The sequence below is a fragment of the Collinsella sp. CLA-ER-H5 genome (assembly GCF_040092375.1).
Lineage (GTDB): Bacteria > Actinomycetota > Coriobacteriia > Coriobacteriales > Coriobacteriaceae > Collinsella.
The window spans coordinates 195,560-213,666 of sequence record NZ_JBBNLR010000001.1 but is presented as its reverse complement, the minus strand read 5'-3'; the positions used below and the strand labels follow the sequence as shown (position 1 = coordinate 213,666).

General features: G+C 61.2%; 12 protein-coding genes. 7 read left to right on the top strand and 5 right to left on the bottom strand.

Annotation, left to right across the window (positions count from 1 at the left end; genetic code table 11):
* Positions 1-26 precede the first annotated feature (26 nt).
* The 4 genes from AAAX31_RS01005 (at position 27) to AAAX31_RS00990 (ending at position 6,450) form a co-directional block, all read left to right on the top strand.
* Complete coding sequence (locus AAAX31_RS01005) at positions 27-743, top strand: DUF554 domain-containing protein (RefSeq protein ID WP_195363187.1); 717 nt, start codon at positions 27-29, stop codon at positions 741-743.
* An 88-nt stretch (positions 744-831) separates the two neighbouring features.
* Complete coding sequence (locus AAAX31_RS01000) at positions 832-2,592, top strand: TerB N-terminal domain-containing protein (protein WP_233504605.1); 1,761 nt, start codon at positions 832-834, stop codon at positions 2,590-2,592.
* Positions 2,585-3,889 carry an ATP-binding protein gene (locus tag AAAX31_RS00995; RefSeq protein ID WP_349075876.1) on the top strand — a complete coding sequence of 435 codons (1,305 nt, stop codon included), beginning with the start codon at positions 2,585-2,587 and terminating at the stop codon, positions 3,887-3,889. The genes AAAX31_RS01000 and AAAX31_RS00995 overlap by 8 nt, the downstream gene beginning before the upstream one ends.
* 116 nt (positions 3,890-4,005) lie before the next feature.
* On the top strand, positions 4,006-6,450 hold the full coding sequence (locus tag AAAX31_RS00990; protein WP_271737579.1) for a DEAD/DEAH box helicase: 2,445 nt from the start codon (positions 4,006-4,008) through the stop codon (positions 6,448-6,450).
* Between the two features lie 102 nt (positions 6,451-6,552).
* Here the strand turns inward: AAAX31_RS00990 and AAAX31_RS00985 are convergent, their stop codons facing one another.
* From AAAX31_RS00985 to AAAX31_RS00970, 4 genes are all read right to left on the bottom strand, one after another.
* Positions 6,553-7,428 (bottom strand): fused MFS/spermidine synthase, encoded by an 876-nt coding sequence (locus AAAX31_RS00985; RefSeq protein ID WP_117769811.1) that lies wholly within the window; start codon positions 7,426-7,428, stop codon positions 6,553-6,555.
* On the bottom strand, positions 7,429-9,336 hold the full coding sequence (locus AAAX31_RS00980) for a tRNA uridine(34) 5-carboxymethylaminomethyl modification radical SAM/GNAT enzyme Elp3 (RefSeq protein ID WP_349075874.1): 1,908 nt from the start codon (positions 9,334-9,336) through the stop codon (positions 7,429-7,431).
* A 99-nt stretch (positions 9,337-9,435) separates the two neighbouring features.
* Positions 9,436-10,335 carry a DUF4097 family beta strand repeat-containing protein gene (locus AAAX31_RS00975; RefSeq protein WP_117769813.1) on the bottom strand — a complete coding sequence of 300 codons (900 nt, stop codon included), beginning with the start codon at positions 10,333-10,335 and terminating at the stop codon, positions 9,436-9,438.
* Entirely contained in the window at positions 10,332-11,054 is a 723-nt protein-coding gene (locus AAAX31_RS00970) for a helix-turn-helix transcriptional regulator (RefSeq protein ID WP_117769814.1), read from the bottom strand. The genes AAAX31_RS00975 and AAAX31_RS00970 overlap by 4 nt, the downstream gene beginning before the upstream one ends.
* A 267-nt stretch (positions 11,055-11,321) precedes the next feature.
* Here AAAX31_RS00970 and AAAX31_RS00965 point away from each other — a divergent pair, with 267 nt between their 5' ends.
* From AAAX31_RS00965 to AAAX31_RS00955, 3 genes are all read left to right on the top strand, one after another.
* The gene (locus AAAX31_RS00965) at positions 11,322-12,194 is read left to right on the top strand and encodes a hypothetical protein (protein WP_055250686.1); all 873 of its coding nucleotides are present in this window, start codon (positions 11,322-11,324) and stop codon (positions 12,192-12,194) included.
* A gap of 118 nt (positions 12,195-12,312) precedes the next feature.
* Complete coding sequence (locus tag AAAX31_RS00960) at positions 12,313-13,152, top strand: methyltransferase domain-containing protein (RefSeq protein WP_349075872.1); 840 nt, start codon at positions 12,313-12,315, stop codon at positions 13,150-13,152.
* A gap of 309 nt (positions 13,153-13,461) precedes the next feature.
* On the top strand, positions 13,462-16,143 hold the full coding sequence (locus AAAX31_RS00955; protein ID WP_117769816.1) for a DEAD/DEAH box helicase: 2,682 nt from the start codon (positions 13,462-13,464) through the stop codon (positions 16,141-16,143).
* Positions 16,144-16,222: 79 nt separating this feature from the next.
* Here AAAX31_RS00955 and AAAX31_RS00950 read toward each other — a convergent pair whose 3' ends face one another.
* On the bottom strand, positions 16,223-17,980 hold the full coding sequence (locus AAAX31_RS00950) for a DUF2130 domain-containing protein (protein ID WP_349075870.1): 1,758 nt from the start codon (positions 17,978-17,980) through the stop codon (positions 16,223-16,225).
* Positions 17,981-18,107 lie beyond the last annotated feature (127 nt).

Genomic DNA, 18,107 nt, shown 5'->3' with positions numbered 1-18,107 from the left:
ACGTTGGCATCAATACAGGAGGGCTCATGCCGGGCTTGGGAACAATCATCAACGTTGTGCTTTTAGTTGCGGGCGGTCTTTTGGGATTAGCGGGCGGTCGCTTCATTACACCGCGCATCCAAGACACGCTCATGAAAGCATCGGGGCTGTGCGTCCTGTTTATCGGCCTGGGCGGCACCATGCAAAAGATGCTCATCATCGATGGAAAGGCGCTAGCGACCACCGGTACCACCATGCTCATCGTCTCATTTGCGCTCGGTTCGCTCATCGGCGAGGCCATCAACTTGGAGGCCGCCATTGAGAACCTTGGCGAATGGCTCAAGCGTAAAACCGGCAGCGAGGGCGATAACGAGTTCACCAACGCTTTTGTCTCGACTTCACTCACCGTGTGTATCGGCGCTATGGCCATTGTGGGATCGATCCAGGACGGCCTGCTCGGCGACTGGTCCACGCTTGCCCTCAAGGGCGCGCTGGACTGCATCATCGTCTGCACCATGACGGCGTCGCTTGGCCGCGGCTGCATTTTCTCCGCCCTGCCCGTCGCCGTGTTCCAGGGGACGATCACGCTGTTTGCCGGCGCACTCTCCCCCATCATGACTACGGCAGCCCTCGACAGCCTTTCGCTCGTAGGCTCCATGCTCATCTTCTGCGTCGGCGTCAACCTCATCCGTCCTCAGACCTTCCGCACGGCCAATATGCTCCCCTCCGTCGTCATCGCCGTCATCTACGCCCTCCTGTTCTAAATCTATCTACGCAGCAGTATCTCGAACACCTGTTTGATGCTGTGCTATGATATGAGGTCACCGAAGCTGCGTTAGGAGAGGAGAAGCGGTGGCCGACCAGGACATCAAGATGCTCATCGAGCGCATTATGGCCGAGGCCCGGACCCATCAGTCCGCCCGCTTCTCAAACGAAATCTACGCAGACGAGCCGATTCTCAAAACCGGCCGACAGATGCAGAATTTCCTCCCCGACCAATACCGCAAGATGCGCGAGATATCGCGCTGGCAGGATGACCCCAAGGGCGGCGCGGGCCGCTGGCTATCGGAGGCCGAGCTTTTCTACCGCCAAGGCTTGCTGATGGCCGACTTTGAGGACGACTGTCCCTACAACGGCACCTTTAAGTCGTACTTTCCCACCTACAACGCCATGAGCGACCGGCAGTTGCGCGGCTACTTTACCTGGCGTGCCCAAGTGCGCCGCGGAACCGTCGAGGAAACGTCTACGTCCTTTGCCTTTCTGTATCTCTATGAGCTGATTTGCAGCATTGGCGTAGATGACCCGCTCGATGGTTTTAACAAGATCAAGGCTTTTTGGGATGTCTATCGCGCCTTCGAGCCCGGCATCGACCGATTTGCACGCGTGTGGCTGCAGGATTACGCCGTATTCCACGGGCTCGACCCCAAGCTGCTTCGTGACTCTAAAACCGTCATGTTCGATAACGCCCTTATCGAGCTGCGACGCGCGGCACGAGACCTTGTCCCAGCACCGGCACCGTCCGGCCAGACCCCTAAGCGTCGCAAAACCTCCGAGCCCACGCTCCCCCTTCCGCCCGATGAGGTGCGCGAGGAGCGACTCATGGCTGCCATCGACGCACTCTCCACGTACAACCTAAGTAACTCGCGGCTCGACCGCAGCCACCACCGCGATCTGCGCCACGTGGCATGCGCCGTGTATGTCCGTATGGCGCGCTACTATGACACGCACCGAAAGACCGGCATCGTGGCGAGTTTATTTGGGGAGGAGACGGCCATGCCCTACACCATGTTTGCCTCGGCCGTATTCTTTGCGCCCGAGCGCCACGAGGACTGCGAATACCGCCTGGATCCTATCCATATCTACCGTTGCCAAAACGGCTTTTGGGAATGCATGCGTATCCACGGTAGTAGGCAAAAGAGCAGCAAGCTCGGTGAAATGATGCGCGCCTGCGACCAACGCCTGCGCCTGGCGCTGGACCCCGCCCATCCCCTTAAGGAAGAAAAGGTCCCCAAATATCTGGCCAAGATTATCGATGACGAGATTGTGGCATGGCTTTCGTGGGACGCCGCACACCAGCCCGTCAAGATCGATATCGATCTGAGTCAGCTGGGGCACATTCGGAGCGCCGCTGCGCAAACGCGCGAAGCGCTTTTGATCGACGAAGAGCGCGAGGACGACGCATCCGCAGAAGCCGAGGCAGCGGGCTCAGGGCAACCGGAAGCCGAGCCCGTAGCCGACTCGACGGTCGAGGCGGTCGCGGCACCCATTCGGCAGGACTTGACCGACGAGCCGAGCATATCCACCGAACAGTTTGGTGTCGTGGCACCGCTTCTTGCGCCGACGCCCGCGTTCGCAGCTGCTGCGCCCGCTGACGCCACAAACGAACTCGCGCCTGCCGCAAACGCCTATCTCAGCGCACTGCTCGAGCACAACGCAGTACAGGCGGAATCGGCGGTAGTGCAATCGGGGCAGAGCGAGGACATGCTCGTCGATACCATCAACGAGGCGCTCTTTGACCTGGTGGGCGACACCGTAATTGAATTTAGCGCGGCAGGGCCGCAGATTATTGAGGACTACGAAGCAGACGTGAGAGGATACCTAGACCATGAGTGATACCGCATCCGCAGCACCCCGCGTGCCCAAGCGCGTCGCTGCCGTCATTCTCAACTCGCTCAAGGGCGGCGTGGTCCCGCGCATCGGCCTTCCTTACATCACCGTAGGGCGCGAGGTCGAGATCCGCGCCCTGCTCACCGATCTGAGTCTCATTGCCGACGGTGGCGCAAGCTTCCGCTTTCTGGTCGGTCGCTACGGAGCCGGCAAGAGCTTTTTGCTCCAGACCATCCGCACGCACGCCATGGGCGAGGGATTCGTCGTCGCCGATGCCGACCTATCCCCTGAGCGCCGCCTGCAGGGCGGCCAGGGACAGGGCCTTGCCACCTACCGTGAGCTCATCCGTAACATATCGACTAAAACGCGCCCCGAGGGCGGTGCGCTCAACCTAATCCTCGATCGCTGGGTCGCCTCCTGTGCCGACGCCGACGAGTCTGCCGTCAATGCCCAACTGGCCCCGCTCGAGGAAATGGTCCACGGCTTCGACTTCACCCGCATGCTCCACCGCTACCGCGCGGCCGTATCCGAGGGCGACGAAGAAGCTATGAGCCGCGTGACCAAATGGATTCGCGGCGAATACCGCATCAAGAGTGAGGCACGCGCTGAGCTGGGCTCCTCGACCATCATCAGCGATGACGACTGGTACGACTACGTTAAGCTCATTGCACGCTTTTTGGTCTGCAGCGGCTACAAGGGTATGTTGGTGCTCATCGACGAGCTCGTGAATCTGTATAAGATTCCCAACGCCATCACGCGCCAGTACAACTACGAGAAGATCCTGACCATGTACAACGACACACTCCAGGGCAAGGCGCAGTACCTGGGCATGATCATGGGCGGCACGCCAACCTCCATCGAAGACCGCCGCCGCGGCGTGTTCTCCTACGAGGCCCTGCGCAGCCGACTCGCTCAAGGCCGCTTTGCACGCGAGGACCTTAAGGACATGCTCGCGCCCATCATCCGTCTGCAGCCACTCACCTACGAGGAGCTGCTGGTGCTGATCGAAAAACTCATGCAAATTCACGCCGGCTACTTTGGCTGGACGCCCACGCTTACCGAGAACGACTTGGTGGACTTCCTCAAGATCGAGTTCGGTCGTGTGGGAGCCGACACACATCTGACGCCGCGTGAAGTCATTCGCGACTTTATCGAGCTGCTCGACATCCTATGCCAGAACCCCGACGCCAACGTAGCCGAGCTGCTGCAAAGCGTCGGCGGCGACGCGCTGGCGCCGGCAGCAGCAACAGGCGACACCGGCACCGCAGGCGGTGACCGTAACTTCGCCGAATTCACCATCTAACCTGCCAAAAAGGGATAGGTTTATTTTGGCAGGTTTTATCTGGGCAAACGTTGAAGCGGTAATGCAGCAAGCCACTGCCCGCCGCGTTGAGAGATTCGCTTTTGAAAGGAGGCCTCGTGAACGCCTTTGACCGCTACGCCCCGTTTATCCAAGACTTCATCTACTCCCACGATTGGGAGAGCCTGCGCTCCATCCAGGTTGCGGCGGCAGATGCCATCTTCAACACGCAAGACAATGTGCTCCTGACGGCCTCCACGGCATCTGGCAAAACCGAGGCAGCCTTCTTTCCCATCCTGACCGAGTTTTGGGAGAACCCGCCCGCAAGCGTGGGCGCCCTCTACATTGGCCCCCTCAAGGCGCTCATCAATGACCAATTCGTCCGCCTCAACGATCTGTGCGAAGAAGCCGATATCCCTGTCTGGCACTGGCATGGCGATGTCTCGCAGTCGCACAAGGCTAAGCTCATCAAAAAACCGAGCGGCATCTTGCAGATTACGCCCGAGTCACTCGAGGCGCTCCTGATCCATAAGCACATGGCGATCCCTCGTATGTTCTGCGACCTGCGCTATGTGGTTATCGACGAAGTCCATTCGCTCATGCGCGGCGACCGCGGCGGGCAGACGCTCTGCCTTATCGAGCGGCTCTCGCGCATGGCAGGCGTGCAGCCCCGCCGCATCGGTCTGTCGGCAACCATCGGCGACCCCGAGCGCACGGGCGCCTTCCTGTCGCAGGGGACGGGACGCAACTGCGTCATCCCACGTTTTGAGGAGCCGCGCCGCGTGTGGCGCATCTCCATGGAGCACTTCTACAACTCGGGTCCCCAGGCGCAGCAGCGAGGATTCGCGAGTACAGGTCCGCAGGAAGCCGAAGTGCTCGCATGCGAGCGCATCGAGGCGGTGGCGCCCACGGCACTGCCCGCCGGCGCCCAAGACATGCGTCACAGCGGGCAGCTCACACAAGAGGAGCGCCGTCAACGTCGTGAGCGGGCACGGGGCAAGGCTGCCCCCAAGGACCGTCGCACTTCCTCAGCCCCCGAGGGCGAAGTCGACATCCCGCAGGCAACCGAACAGGCACTGCTCAACCCCACCGACACCGCACCCGACAACGCCGACCCCGGCATGGGCTACATCTTTGAGCATACCCGCGGCCGCAAGTGCCTGGTCTTTGCCAACTCGCGCGAGGAGGCAGAGGCCGTGTGCTCCATGTTGCGCAGCTACTGCGAGAGCCGGCACGAGCCAGACCGCTTTCTAATCCATCACGGCAACCTTTCGGCATCGCTGCGCGAGACGGCCGAGGAGCTCATGCGCGACGAAGAGCAGGCGCAGACGACCGTCACCACCTCCACGCTGGAGCTCGGCATTGATATCGGTCGCCTGGAGCGCGCGTTCCAGATTGACGCGCCGTTTACCGTCAGCTCCTTTTTGCAGCGCATGGGGCGCACAGGCCGTCGCGACCTTCCGCCCGAGATGTGGTTTGTCATGCGCGAGGAAGAACCCGAGCCGCGCACGATGATGCCCGAAACGATACCCTGGAAGCTCCTGCAGGGCATCGCACTCGTACAACTCTATCGCGAGGAAAAGTGGGTCGAGCCGCCCGAGCTCGATCGACTCCCCTACAGCCTGCTCTACCACCAGACCATGTCGACGCTCGCCAGCACCGGCGAGCTCACGCCGGCCGAGCTTGCTCAGCGCGTGCTCACGCTCAGCTATTTCCACCGCGTCTCGGCCGATGACTATCGCGTACTGCTGCGCCACCTCATCAAGATCGACCACATCCAGGTCACCGAGGGCGGTGGGCTCATCGTGGGTCTCGCGGGCGAGCGCATCATTAACAACTTTAAGTTCTACGCTGTGTTCCAGGAAAACGAGGAGTTCACCGTTCGCAGCGAGTCGGCCGAGTTGGGCACGATCGTCAATCCGCCACCGCCCGGTGAGCGCATCGCCATAGCCGGGCACTGCTGGATAGTCGAGGAAGTGGACTGGAAGCGACACACCGTCTTTGCCACGCAAGTCAAAGGTCGTGTGCCGGCATACTTTGGCGACTGCCCCGGCGACATTAACACGCATGTACTCGAGCGCATGCGCAAGGCGCTCAACGAGCACGCGGCATATCCGTACCTCATGGGCAACGCACGGGCACGCCTTGCACAGGCTCGTCATACCGCCGAGATTTCGGGTGCGGGGACCAAACCGCTCATCAACCTGGGTGGCGACACCTGGGTGCTCTTCCCCTGGTTGGGCAGCTACGCCTTTCTGGCGCTCGAACGTATGCTCAAGATTAAGTGTGCCGCGGAGCTGGGCCTTCGCGGGCTCGATCCGTCGCGTCCATACTTTATGCAGTTTAAGATGAAGGCCGACGAGGAGACGTTCTTTGAGGTGCTCGCAGCCGAGGCCGAAAAGGACTTCGACCCCATCGAGCTCGTCTATCCCGGCGAGGTGCCTTACTTTGATCGTTACGATGAGTTCGTTCCCGAAGAGCTCGTGCGCAAGGGCTTTGCCGAAGGCGTGCTCGACATCGAAGACATGAAGCAGCGCGTTCTCGGCTGGCGCGACCACGCCTAAGACCAGTCTTTTTTGGGACGGGGCTTGTTGAGCTACTTTGGGCATGACCAAGAAGTAGCTAAAAGAGCCCCACCACAAACAGACTGGTCGCAGGGAGACGTGCTAGTCGTGGAGAGCAGTGCCGAGGAAGTCGGTGTCGAAGGGCACAGCTTCGGCAAAGACATAGTCGCCGTCGCTGGCGATGAGCAGGTAGTTTTCCTCGCCGCCGAACTTCGCATCGCCACATGGGACCACCCAGGCATGGGCGAATACCTCGAGTGCCGTGGCAGCGCAGTCGCGCAGGAACGTCACGTCGCTCCCCTCGTTTGCGCTCACGATATTGGCGACGTAGACGCCACCAACATTTAGGCTGCCCCGCACTAAACGCAACGCCTCAACCGTCGCCAACTCGCGTACGGGCTCGGCACCGCCAAAGCAATCGCTCACGACCGCGTCATAGCGACGATGGCCCACGCTCGTCACACCCAGATACGAGCGAGCCTCAGCGGTTATCACCCGCAGGCGATCGCCCGCCGCGCGCTCCAGCTCGTCTAGGTAGAACCAGCGGCGCGCCAGGCGCGTAATCTCTCCGTCATACTCGATGACGTCCATGCGCAAGCCCTCGTGCGACATCAGGGCGAATTTAGGATAGGCAAACCCGCCGCCGCCCAGCATAAGAATGCGGTCGATACCGTGACCATAAGCGTCGCGCATCGCATCCTCGGCCTCAAACACGTCGTTAAACGCGCGATAGTACGCAAAGACGGGCTCCGCCCAGCGCTCACCAACGTAACTCGCGCTTTGGTAGACGCCGCCTTGCACCAATACGCGGACTTCGTCGCCGCCCTCGTCGTGCACGCGTTTCACACGCGCCAAGCCATTGCGGGTTCGCGCAACCTGCAGACAGGCAGCACGAACAGCGACGGCGGCCGCACCAAGCGCCGCGGCTCCCAGAGCAACGCCGGCAACGACGCCGGCAGAAACACTCGGCTTGTTCATCTAGAGCTCCTTTTGCAGATAAAGGCCATGGTCATAAAATCCAAGATGGCGATAGTACTCGCGCGTGCCAATCGCGCTAATCACGTTGATACGCGCATAACCCGCATCCCGGGCAATCTCGCACGCACGCTCTACGAGCAAACGCCCCAACCCGTGATGTTGCGCCGCCTGGCCCTGATCGCCCACGCGCGCCGCCATGCCATACACGTGCACCTCGCGAATCATCGCCTCGTCCGGCGTCGTCGGCAACTCGTCCGCATGTGCGGCAACAAACGAATGGTCGGGCAGCGACAACCGCAAAAAGCCCGCGATCTTGCCCCGCGGCGTCACCCACTGCAAAAAGCGCTCGTGAGTCACCGGCGTCTCGTACGCCACTTCCTCATCAAGAGAAAGCTCATCCAAGTCGGCACCCGCGGTACTGATCTCGCGATAGCGAATCTCGCGCACCACTGTGCCTTCTCCACGAGCCGCCAAGCGATTCTCGACGAGCTGACGCAGGTTGGGCTTCTTGTTGCCCACCATGATGTCATCGGAGCTAAAGTCGCGGATCATGCGACTGATGCGGCAGAACGCCGGCGTCACCACGATGTCATCGGCCAGTACATCGAGCAGCTCCTCCTCGGTATAGGGACGCCACTTGCCACGCTCATAGCAGCCCACCAGACGCGAGCCCTCGATGAGTGCACACGGATAGACTTTGACCTCGTCGGGCATAAAGGCCCCCTCGGTCACAAAGCGCTCGTAGTCGCGCTTGTCCCCTTCGGGCGTGGCGCCCAGCAAGTTGAGCATAAAATGCGCGTGAATCTTAAAGCCAAGCAGGCGCGCAAGCGAAAACGCCCGCTCGATCTGCGCCACCGAAATGCGCCGCTCGTTGATATCGAGCAGGTGCTGGTCGAGGCTCTGGATGCCCATCTGGATCTTGGTGCAGCCCAGGCGGCGGATAAGCGTGAGGGCCTTCGGCGTTACGGCATCGGGGCGCGTCTCGATAACGAGTCCCACCACGCGATGCTTCGCCGTCTCGTTGATGCGCTGTTGACGTTCAAGCTCCTCCATCGTTGCCGTCTGCCACTCGGCGACTTCGCCCCACGGCGTACCGGGGCCGTACAGACGACGCACCGCACGGTTGTAGCCGCCCACGGCAGCATCCACACGCCCCTGGTCGTCGGCAACGCCGGCAGCAAGCTCGACCTCGTCTGTCGCAATGCCGGCTGCCCGATAGCGCTCGCGACGCTCCGCTACCACCGGCGGCAGGGCATCGGCGGGAGCGTCATCGAGCAGGCGCCCCGCCTCGGCACGACTGATGCCCGGACGCGCCAACATGGGGTTTGCCGCCACGCCGGCGACGGCATCGTCATTGAGCGCACGGAAAAGCTCCGACATAAACCACGTCTGATACCCTTCCGGATAGTCGCTCCAGGTGCCACCGAGCACGATGAGCTCTATCTTATCGGTCGCATGCCCCATCTGCGAAAGCGCCGTCAAACGGGCGCTCACCTGCAGATATGGATCGAAGCAGTTTTGCTCTGCACGGGCGCACGCCGGCTCGGCGTGCAGATAGCTTTTGGGCATGCGCAGGTCGTTGGGGCAAAACAGGCAATCGCCCGAGCACGGCCACGGCTTGGTGATGACGGTAATGGTCGCTACGCCCGAAGCCGTGCGACGAGGCTTCATGCGTAGCACCTGCAGCAGTTGACGCTCTAGCTCGGCGTCGACATTCCATACCGTCCAACGAGCCGGCTCCTCGCGCTTCACCCGCTGGTAAAACGGCAGCAGGCGACGCTTGGCCAGATCGCGCTTGTCGGCACCCTCACGGCGTGCCTCGGCATGTATCAGTTTGACGAGCGCTTTGTCGTCCACGGTCTCGCCGCGACGCAGAGCCTCGAGTATGTTCAAGATAATCTGTTCCATGCCCCCATTGTAAAGGCAAAGGCGCCGAAGCCAATCTCGGCTTCGACGCCTTCACCAAACAGCGCGTCTATATCTTCGCCTAGGCTTTCGTCTGCCTCACTACTCCGAATCAAACGACATGTCGCCCGAACCGACCTCAAAACGATACGTGGCAGACTTATCGCCGTTATCGAATTCAAGATTCAAAACGGTCTCGCCGTCGTAGCCAAGCGGAAGGAAATCGCTCTCGAAGTCGCCGCTGCCCAAGGTGAGGCTCGCCTTAAAGCCCGTCGAGTTCGGAACCGTCATCTCCACATCGCCCGAGCCCACGCTCACGTCCATCGACTTCGCGGGGGCCTGGTAGAGCTCGAACGTCACATCGCCCGAACCGACCTCGGCATTCAGGGTATCGGTCACGGTACCCGTAAACTCGACGTCTCCCGAGTCCAAAGTCAGGTTGAGGTCATGACACGCAATGCCCGCGACCGTCAGATCACCCGATCCCACATTCGCTGTGATGCCCACCATGTTATCGGCAACATCGCGCGGCAGTTCGACGGTAACCGTGCGGTCAATGGCGCGCTCGTCATCGCAATCGAACTGGCGAATCTTGAGCGTAGAACCCTTGATTTCGGCCAGGTTCTGGGTTGCCGCATCGAAGGCAACGGTCCCCGTTGCCACGCGACCGCTTTCAATTACGCGCACTGGCCCGCCGGAGACGTGTTTGACCTCGACCGTGCCCGACGTCACGTCCAAATCAAGCGATGTGAACGCGTCGGCATCAAACGTTTCGCTCGAAAGCTGTTGAGGCCGAGCGGAATAGTTACCGCTATCCAAAAGATCGTCCTCGTCAAGCGCATCGTCCATACCAGACAAGCCGGATACAACATCGTCGAGATCCCACGGGCCATCAAAATGAATCAATGTCCGCGAAACGCCAAAGACAAGCCCAACAATGAGCACAAACGCTCCGATGCCAACACCCAGGCGTACCTTGGATTCATGCGAAAGCTTCATCATTCGTCACCCTCTTTGGCACATGGCTCAGCGGTGGTCGTGGTAGCCACGTCAGCATCGGGTTCCGCAGAAGCATCCTTCCCCTGGGCCTTGATCGCCACCGACGCCGGACCAACCTGAATATCCCCGCGCGCCCAATCACCATCGAGCGCACGCGCCACCCAGTGATAGATGGGAATCGTAAAGAAGATCAGCGCGGCAAAGGGGCCGGCACCAAACAGGAACATCAGCAAAAAGAACAGCAGCCAGCACACGGCCCAATACGGGAACGACTGGAACGGGCCCTTCACCGGAGTCGAGCCAACCGCGGTGCCACTCGTCGCCTGCGCCGTAGCGGCATTGGCGGCCTGCGCACTCCAGCTTGCCGCCTGCGCCGCCTTGGCTGCGGCATCACTTGCCTGCGTAGCTGCCTCCGTGGCGCGTGCCGCCGCCTCATGGGTGCGAGCACGCTCTGCCGCCTCGGCCTCGCGCTGACGGGCGCGGTCCTCGTTCTCAAACTCGATATCGTCCTCGATCTCGTCGCTCGGATTGAGCAGCTCGTCCAGGCTCACGCCATAGAGTTTGGCGAGCGAGATCAGGTTCTCGGTATCGGGCGAGCTCTCCGCGCGCTCCCATTTACTGACTGCCTGGCGCGACAGCCCCAGCTTTCGCGCCAGCCCTTCTTGGCTAAAACCCTTGCTGCGACGAAGGTCGGCGAGCCGCTGCGCAGTTTCTACATTCATGGTTCCTCCTATGTGATGCCAGCCGTGCCGCCGGACCGTTTTTGTTCTTAAGGCGCCTTGCACAGTTAAAAATCTATCCGCCACCGCCAAGAGCATGCCACCTATTCTAGTGAGATTTTTGACAACCGGCGGTTGCGGGCACATATGAGCTGCGGAAATGTGTCCAAACAAAGCAATGACCCGTAGCTTGGTTGTCCCCGTTGCGGCGTTAACGGTAGTATGGTCGTACTGTTTATTCCGCACCGCCAACGGAGGGAGTCCCGCGCCGTGAACCGCGATTTCGCCTCATCGCTCATCCAGCTCAACAACACGTTCTATCGCGAGCACTCCGCCTCCTTCTCCGATACGCGCCAGGCCCCGTGGCCCGGCTGGGTACGCACCATGGACATCGCGCTCGGGCAGCTCGACGTCGCCACGATCGAGCATCCCGTCCGCGTCTTCGATCTCGCCTGCGGCAATATGCGATTCGAGAACTTTGCAGCCGGCGGCGCACTTGCCGCCAAGGGTGTCGACGGCGCAAACCCCTCGGCAGATGCCAGCTGCCCGTTTGAGTTCTATGGCGTCGACTCGTGCCAAGACCTGGCCATCGATGCACATGGCCACGCGCTTCGCATTCCCAACCTGCACTTCCAGGAACTCGACGTGCTCGACGCCCTCATGAAGCTCAACCCCGCCGAAACACCCGACGTGCTTTTCGACGCCCCGCTCGCCGACATCTCGGTCTGCTTTGGCTTTATGCACCACGTGCCGTCGTGCGAGTACCGCGTACGCGTGCTCGACGCCCTGGTGCGGCAGACGCGCCCGGGCGGCATCATCGCCATCAGCTTTTGGGAGTTTATGAACGATGAGCGCATGGCGCGCAAGGCCGTTCGAGCCGAAGCCCGTGCCGAGCTCACCCCGCCGTTTGAGGGTTACGATTCCGCGCAGTTTGAAGCCGGCGACCACCTCATTGGCTGGCAAAACGACCGCCACGCCTACCGCTATTGCCATCACTTTGACGATCAGCAGATCACCGACCTGGTGCGCGGCGTCCGTACGTTCTACAAGAGCGGCGAGGTCCCCGTGCGTGAGCTTGAGCGCTTCCATGCCGACGGTCGTAGCGGCGAGCTCAACCGCTATGTGATTCTCAAGCGCCTGTAGGCATCGACGACTCGCCGCCGAGCCGCACCGCATCTTCCGGGCAAACTATGCCCGCCCTTTTTCAATCCATTGACGGAACGTGCAGCTATGCGTTCCATACTTATGACCAAGGAGCCTCATGGGAGCCGTCCACGTTCGCACGCCTAAGAACTTTGTGCTCGAGGAGCGCCTGGAACGCTACGCCGATGCGATTGAGACAAACCCCGAGGCTTATGCCGGAGATTGGCGCAAGGCCTGTGCGCCCGCAGGCAGCAAGCCCTTCGAGCACCTTCACCTGGATCTTGGCTGTGGCAAGGGAACGTACCTTGTAGAGCGCGCCCACCGCGAGCCCGATGCCCTCTTTATCGGCATGGACCAGGAGCCCATCTGCATCGCCTATGCCGCGCAGAAAATCTGCGAACAGGGGCTATCCAACGCACTCGTCCTGCCCCGAGGCACCGCATCGCTGCCACGGCTGTTTGCCGCAGGCGAGCTCGATGCCATCACCATTAACTTTCCCACGCCGCAGCCCAAGGCCAAGTACGCTAAAAAACGACTCGTCCATGTCGACCATCTGATGCTCTACCGCCCGCTCTTTGCAGCCGGCGCTACCGTCACACTGCGCACCGATAGCAAGCCGTTGCGCGATTACGCCCTGGGACAGTTTGCCGCGGCCGGCTACGATACGCTTTGGGTAAGCGACGACGTCCGCCGCGACCATCCCGAGCATCCCGAGACCGAGTACGAGCGCCGCACGCGCGAGATGGGTGCCGCCGTCTATGGCATTTGCGCTACGCCCGGCGCGGAACCCATCGAAGAGCAGCTCGCGGCGGGCCGCGCGCAGGAGCAAAGCCTTACCTGCTACCTGCCCGAAAACCTCGATGAGCTCACCTATGTACCCCTGGGCATGGAAGAAGCCGTCGAGATCTTTAGAAACCGTGCTCGCAAAGGCAAAAAACGCCTGCCGCAGGGGTCCTAGGGGCTTCTGATGGTCGCGGCGTCGGCAAACAAGTGAAAATAGGCGCCAGCGAACGACCCTCAAACCTAAGTGAGTAGACTTTTTTGCAATAGCCAAGCACAACCCGCATAACGAAAACTAAAACCGCAGGTAGAACCCTTGCGCAAAAGCCATGTGCTCGCGACATTGAAAAAAGTCTACTCACTTAGCTGGCGACTGCACCAAACGGCTGGGCAGAACGCCCATTTCCTGCATTTTCTCGCGCGCTGGCACCCCACGCCGCTGCTACGCCATAATAGTTGGCGGACAATCGCGAGAGAAAGCAAACACATGACACAGACCACGACAGATACCGCCGCCAGTACCGTCTCCGGCGCCGGGGCCGCCAGCTCATTCTCGGGCGGCACGGGAACCGAAGCCGAGTTCGGCTCGCTCGGCGCGCTCTCCCCCACCTGGTGGGAGCCCGAGGACGGCAGTGAGCCCGAACCGTGGCTCACGCCCGATCAGGCCTTCGAACGCTTCTTTGAATGGACGAGCAGCCGCGGCATCGAGCTGTGGGGTCACCAAGAAGAGGCCCTCATGGACCTGGCCGCCGGCGATCACGTCATTTTGGGCACACCGACCGGATCGGGTAAATCGCTCGTCGCGCTGGGCATGCTCTTTATGGGCATGGCGCAGGGCAAGCGCTGCTATTACACGGCCCCCATCAAGGCCCTGGTCAGCGAAAAGTTCTTCGATCTGGTACAGGTACTCGGCCGCGATAACGTTGGCATGATCACCGGCGATACGCACATCAACACTAAGGCGCCCGTCATCTGCTGCACGGCCGAAATCCTTGCCAACGATGCACTGCGCGAGGGCGAGGGCGCCGACGTGGGCTGCGTGGCCATGGACGAGTTCCACTACTTTGCCGACCCCGACCGCGGCTGGGCATGGCAGGTGCCGCTGCTCACCCTGCCCCACACGCAGTTTATGCTCATGAGCGCCACGCTCGGCGATGTCACCGCGATCGCCGCCTCGCTCGAGGAACACACCGGCGCTGCTTGCGACTTGGTTGTCGACGCCCCGCGTCCTGTTCCGCTGAACTACGACTATGTGACGACCTCCCTCGAGGGCACCGTCGAGCTCGCTATGCGCCGCGGCGAGGCCCCGCTCTATATCGTGCACTTTAGCCAGGATGCCGCCCTTGCGACGGCACAGTCGCTCGCCAATTTTGGCATCGCCAGCAAGGAGCAGCGCGAGGCCATCAAAGAGGCGGCCAAGGGCACGAGCTTCTCGACGGCCTTTGGTAAGATTCTCAAACGCCTGCTTGGATGCGGCGTCGGCGTGCACCATGCTGGCATGTTGCCGCGCTATCGCCTGCTGGTCGAGCGCTTGGCGCAGCAGGGCCTGCTGCCCGTCATCTGCGGTACCGATACGCTCGGCGTCGGCATCAACGTGCCCATCCACACCGTGGTGCTCACCGCGCTCACCAAGTTCGACGGCTACAAGATGCGTCGCCTGCGCGCCCGTGAGTTCCATCAGATCGCTGGTCGCGCCGGCCGTTCGGGCTTCGATACCGAGGGCATGGTCATCGCCGAGGCCCCGGAGCACGAGATCGAGAACGCTAAGCTCATGGCCAAGGCGGGCGACGACCCCAAGAAGCTCCGCAAGATTAAAAAGAAAAAGGCCCCCGAGGGCTTTGTCACCTGGAACAAGCAGACCTTTGAGCGCCTGATCGAGACGCAGCCCGAGACGCTCAAGCCGCGCCTTCGCATCACACACTCCATGGTGATTAGCGTGGTCGAGCAGGGCGGCGATGCCCGAGCCCGCGTACACGACCTCATCGAAACGAGCCTGCAGACTCCCGAGGAAAAGGCCAAGCTCGAGGTTCGCGCCGACGAAATCTTCGCCACACTCATCGATTCCGGCGTCGTCGTTCGCACCGAGGTGCCGCCCGCGCCCGACGCTCCGGCTGACGCCGCGCCGGACATCGACTACGCGCTGACGGTCGATCTGCCCGAGGACTTCGCACTCGATCAGCCGCTCTCGCCGTTCTTGCTTGCCGCGTTGGAGCTGCTCGACCCCGAGAGCGAGACCTATACCATGGATCTGATCTCAATGGTCGAGGCAACGCTCGAGGATCCCAAGCAGGTATTGCGCGCACAGGAGCGCGCCGCGCGCGACCGCGCGATGGCCGAAATGAAGGCTGACGGCGTCGATTATGAGGAACGCCTGGAGCGCATCCAGGATGTCACCTACGAAAAGCCGCTCGAGGACTTGCTCGATGCCGCCTTCGACAAGTACTGCCAGGAAGTACCCTGGGCCAACGACTACCAGCTCTCTCCCAAGAGCGTCCTGCGCGATATGCTGGAAAGCGCGAGCGATTTTAAGGGCTATATCCAAAAGCTCGGCATCGCCCGCTCCGAGGGCATTTTGCTGCGTTACCTGGCAGAGGCCTACCGTTCACTCGACCGCACCGTGCCCATCGAGAAGCGCGACGAGCGCCTGCGCGACATTATCTCGTGGCTGGGCTTTGTGGTGCGCTCGGTGGACTCGAGCCTGGTGGATGAGTGGGAGAACGCCGGCAACCCGACAGCCCTCGATGCTGCGCCGCCGCAGGGCATCGACGAGGTCGTGGCGGACCGTCGCGGCTGCACGCTATTGGTGCGCAACGCGCTCTTCCGCCGCGTGACCCTTGCCGCCCGCGAGCACGTTCGCGACCTGGGCGAGCTCGACGACGACTGGGGCATGAGCGAGATCCGCTGGCAAAAAGCACTCGACGCTTACCACGAGCAGCACGAGGAAATCCTCACCGACGGAGATGCCCGCAGCGCCGCGATGTTTTCCATTGACGAGTCCGACGAGAAGACCGCGCACATATGGCACGTGCACCAGATCTTTGCCGACGAGGATGGCGACCACGATTTTGGCATCATGGGCGATGTCGATCTGGACGCCACGCAAGACGGCGGCGAGGTCATCTTCAAAAACTACCGCGTCGGCTTTATCGAGGACCTGCTCGAGGACTAGCCGAACATGCTGGAACGAAACAAGCGGGGCCGTTGGCAATATCGCCAGCGGCCCCGTTTTTTGCGCGATACGCTATCCCCTACTCGGTATCCTCGACCTCATACGAATCCGCCTCGGCTGGCTCATCGTTTGTCTCTGTCGCAGCCCCGCGCGCCTCGTCAAACGCGGCCTTCATGGTCTTGTTGCCCCACGTGAGCTTGCGAATGGTAAGATCGTCGGCCTTCTTGTTGGCTAGGCGCAGATTGTTCTCGGAGGACAGCAACGCCTCCTTGGTTTTCTGCAGATGGCTAATCGTCTTGTCGATCTCATCAATCGCCGTTTGGAACTTGCGGCTCGCGATCTCGTAGTTGCGACCGAAATCATTCTTGAACTTTTCCATCTTGGCTTCGAAGTTCGTGACGTCGATATTCTGCTGTTTGTACTCCGCCAGTTCCTGCTTATAGCGCAGCGAACCCATGGCGGCGTTGCGAAGAAGCGTGATCATGGGAATAAAGAACTGTGGGCGAATCACGTACATCTTCTCGTAGCGATAGCTCACGTCCACGATGCCGGCGTTGTAAAGCTCGCTCTCGGGTTCGAGCAACGTGCAGAGCACCGCGTACTCGCAGCCTTTTTGGCGGCGATCGTGATCGAGCTTCTTAAAGAAGTCCTCGTTTTTGTGCTTGGTCGCAGTCTCGTCGTTCTCGTTTTTCATCTCGAACATAATCGAAATGACCTCGTTGCCGCTCGCGTCGCACTCGCGGAAGATAAAGTCGCCCTTGGTACCCTCGGACGCATCGTTATCCTTCTCGAAGTACGCGTTAGGAAACGCCGTCATGCGCAGACGGTTAAACTCGGTCTCACAGTGCTGCTCGAGCGACTCGCCCACCATCTTGGTGGACAGGCGGACCTTCATGTCCTTAAGGCGCTCGATCTCTTCATCCTTGTAGCGAATCAGGTCATCGCTCGCACGCTTGGCCTGCGCAAGCTCGAGCTCGTGTGCCGCCTTGGCCTGCTCCTCGCGAGAATCGCGCACTGCCAGCTCGCTCGTCAGTTTGGCACGTGCCTCATCGCGCTCACGCTCCGCCGCGGCGACCGCCTCTGACAGGTTCATTTTTGCCATCAGTTCCTGCTCGCGCAGCTGGGCACGCAGGCCCTCGGCCTCTTGCTCGGACTGAGCCTTTGCGGCGGAGAACTTCTCTTGCACCTTCGCGCGATAGTCAGTAAGCGCGCGCTCGGCCTCGCTGCGAGCGGCATCGAGCTCACGCTGCGACTCTGCCGCGGCAGCGGCAAGCGCCATCTCCTGGGCTTTGTCCGCCGCGGCGAGCCTGGCCTGCAGCTCGGCAATCTGAGCGTCGCGCGCAGCTAAATCGTTTTGAGCAGCGTTGCGCGCCGCCGACTCGGCAAGCTTTGCTTCGTCATCTTTGCGCCCAAGCTGCGCACGCAGGCTATCAATCTCACGCTGGAGTTCGGCATTTTCCTTTTGAGCATTGGCTCGTGCCTCTACCGCCGCGCGCTGGCTTGCACTCTCGCGCTCTGCGGCAGCGCCCTCGAGCTTAGCGCGCAGCTCGGCAAGCTCAGCATCGCGCTTGGCAACCTCTTGCGCCAGTTTCTGATCCGCAGTGTTCTTCTGCTCGACAAGCTGAGCGTTGCGCTGAGACTCTGCCTTTTGCAAGGCAGCCGTCGAACGCGAGCGCTCAAGCTCCAGCGCTTGCTCGCCCTCGCGCTGGGCTGCCTTCACACGCTCGTCCAGGTCGCGCGAAAACTCGGCATCGCGTACTTGCTTGACGATATCCGCATAGCCGGACGCATCGACCTTAAAAACTTCGCCGCAATGCGGGCACTTAATCTCGTTCATAGCAGCTCCTCGATGGACGCAAATTTCGACCGCCTACACTCTACCGCGCCGCACGGACAAAAAAGGCGCCGCCGCCATAATGGCAACGGCGCCAGAACCACCACAAAGGTGCCTGTCCCCTTTGTGG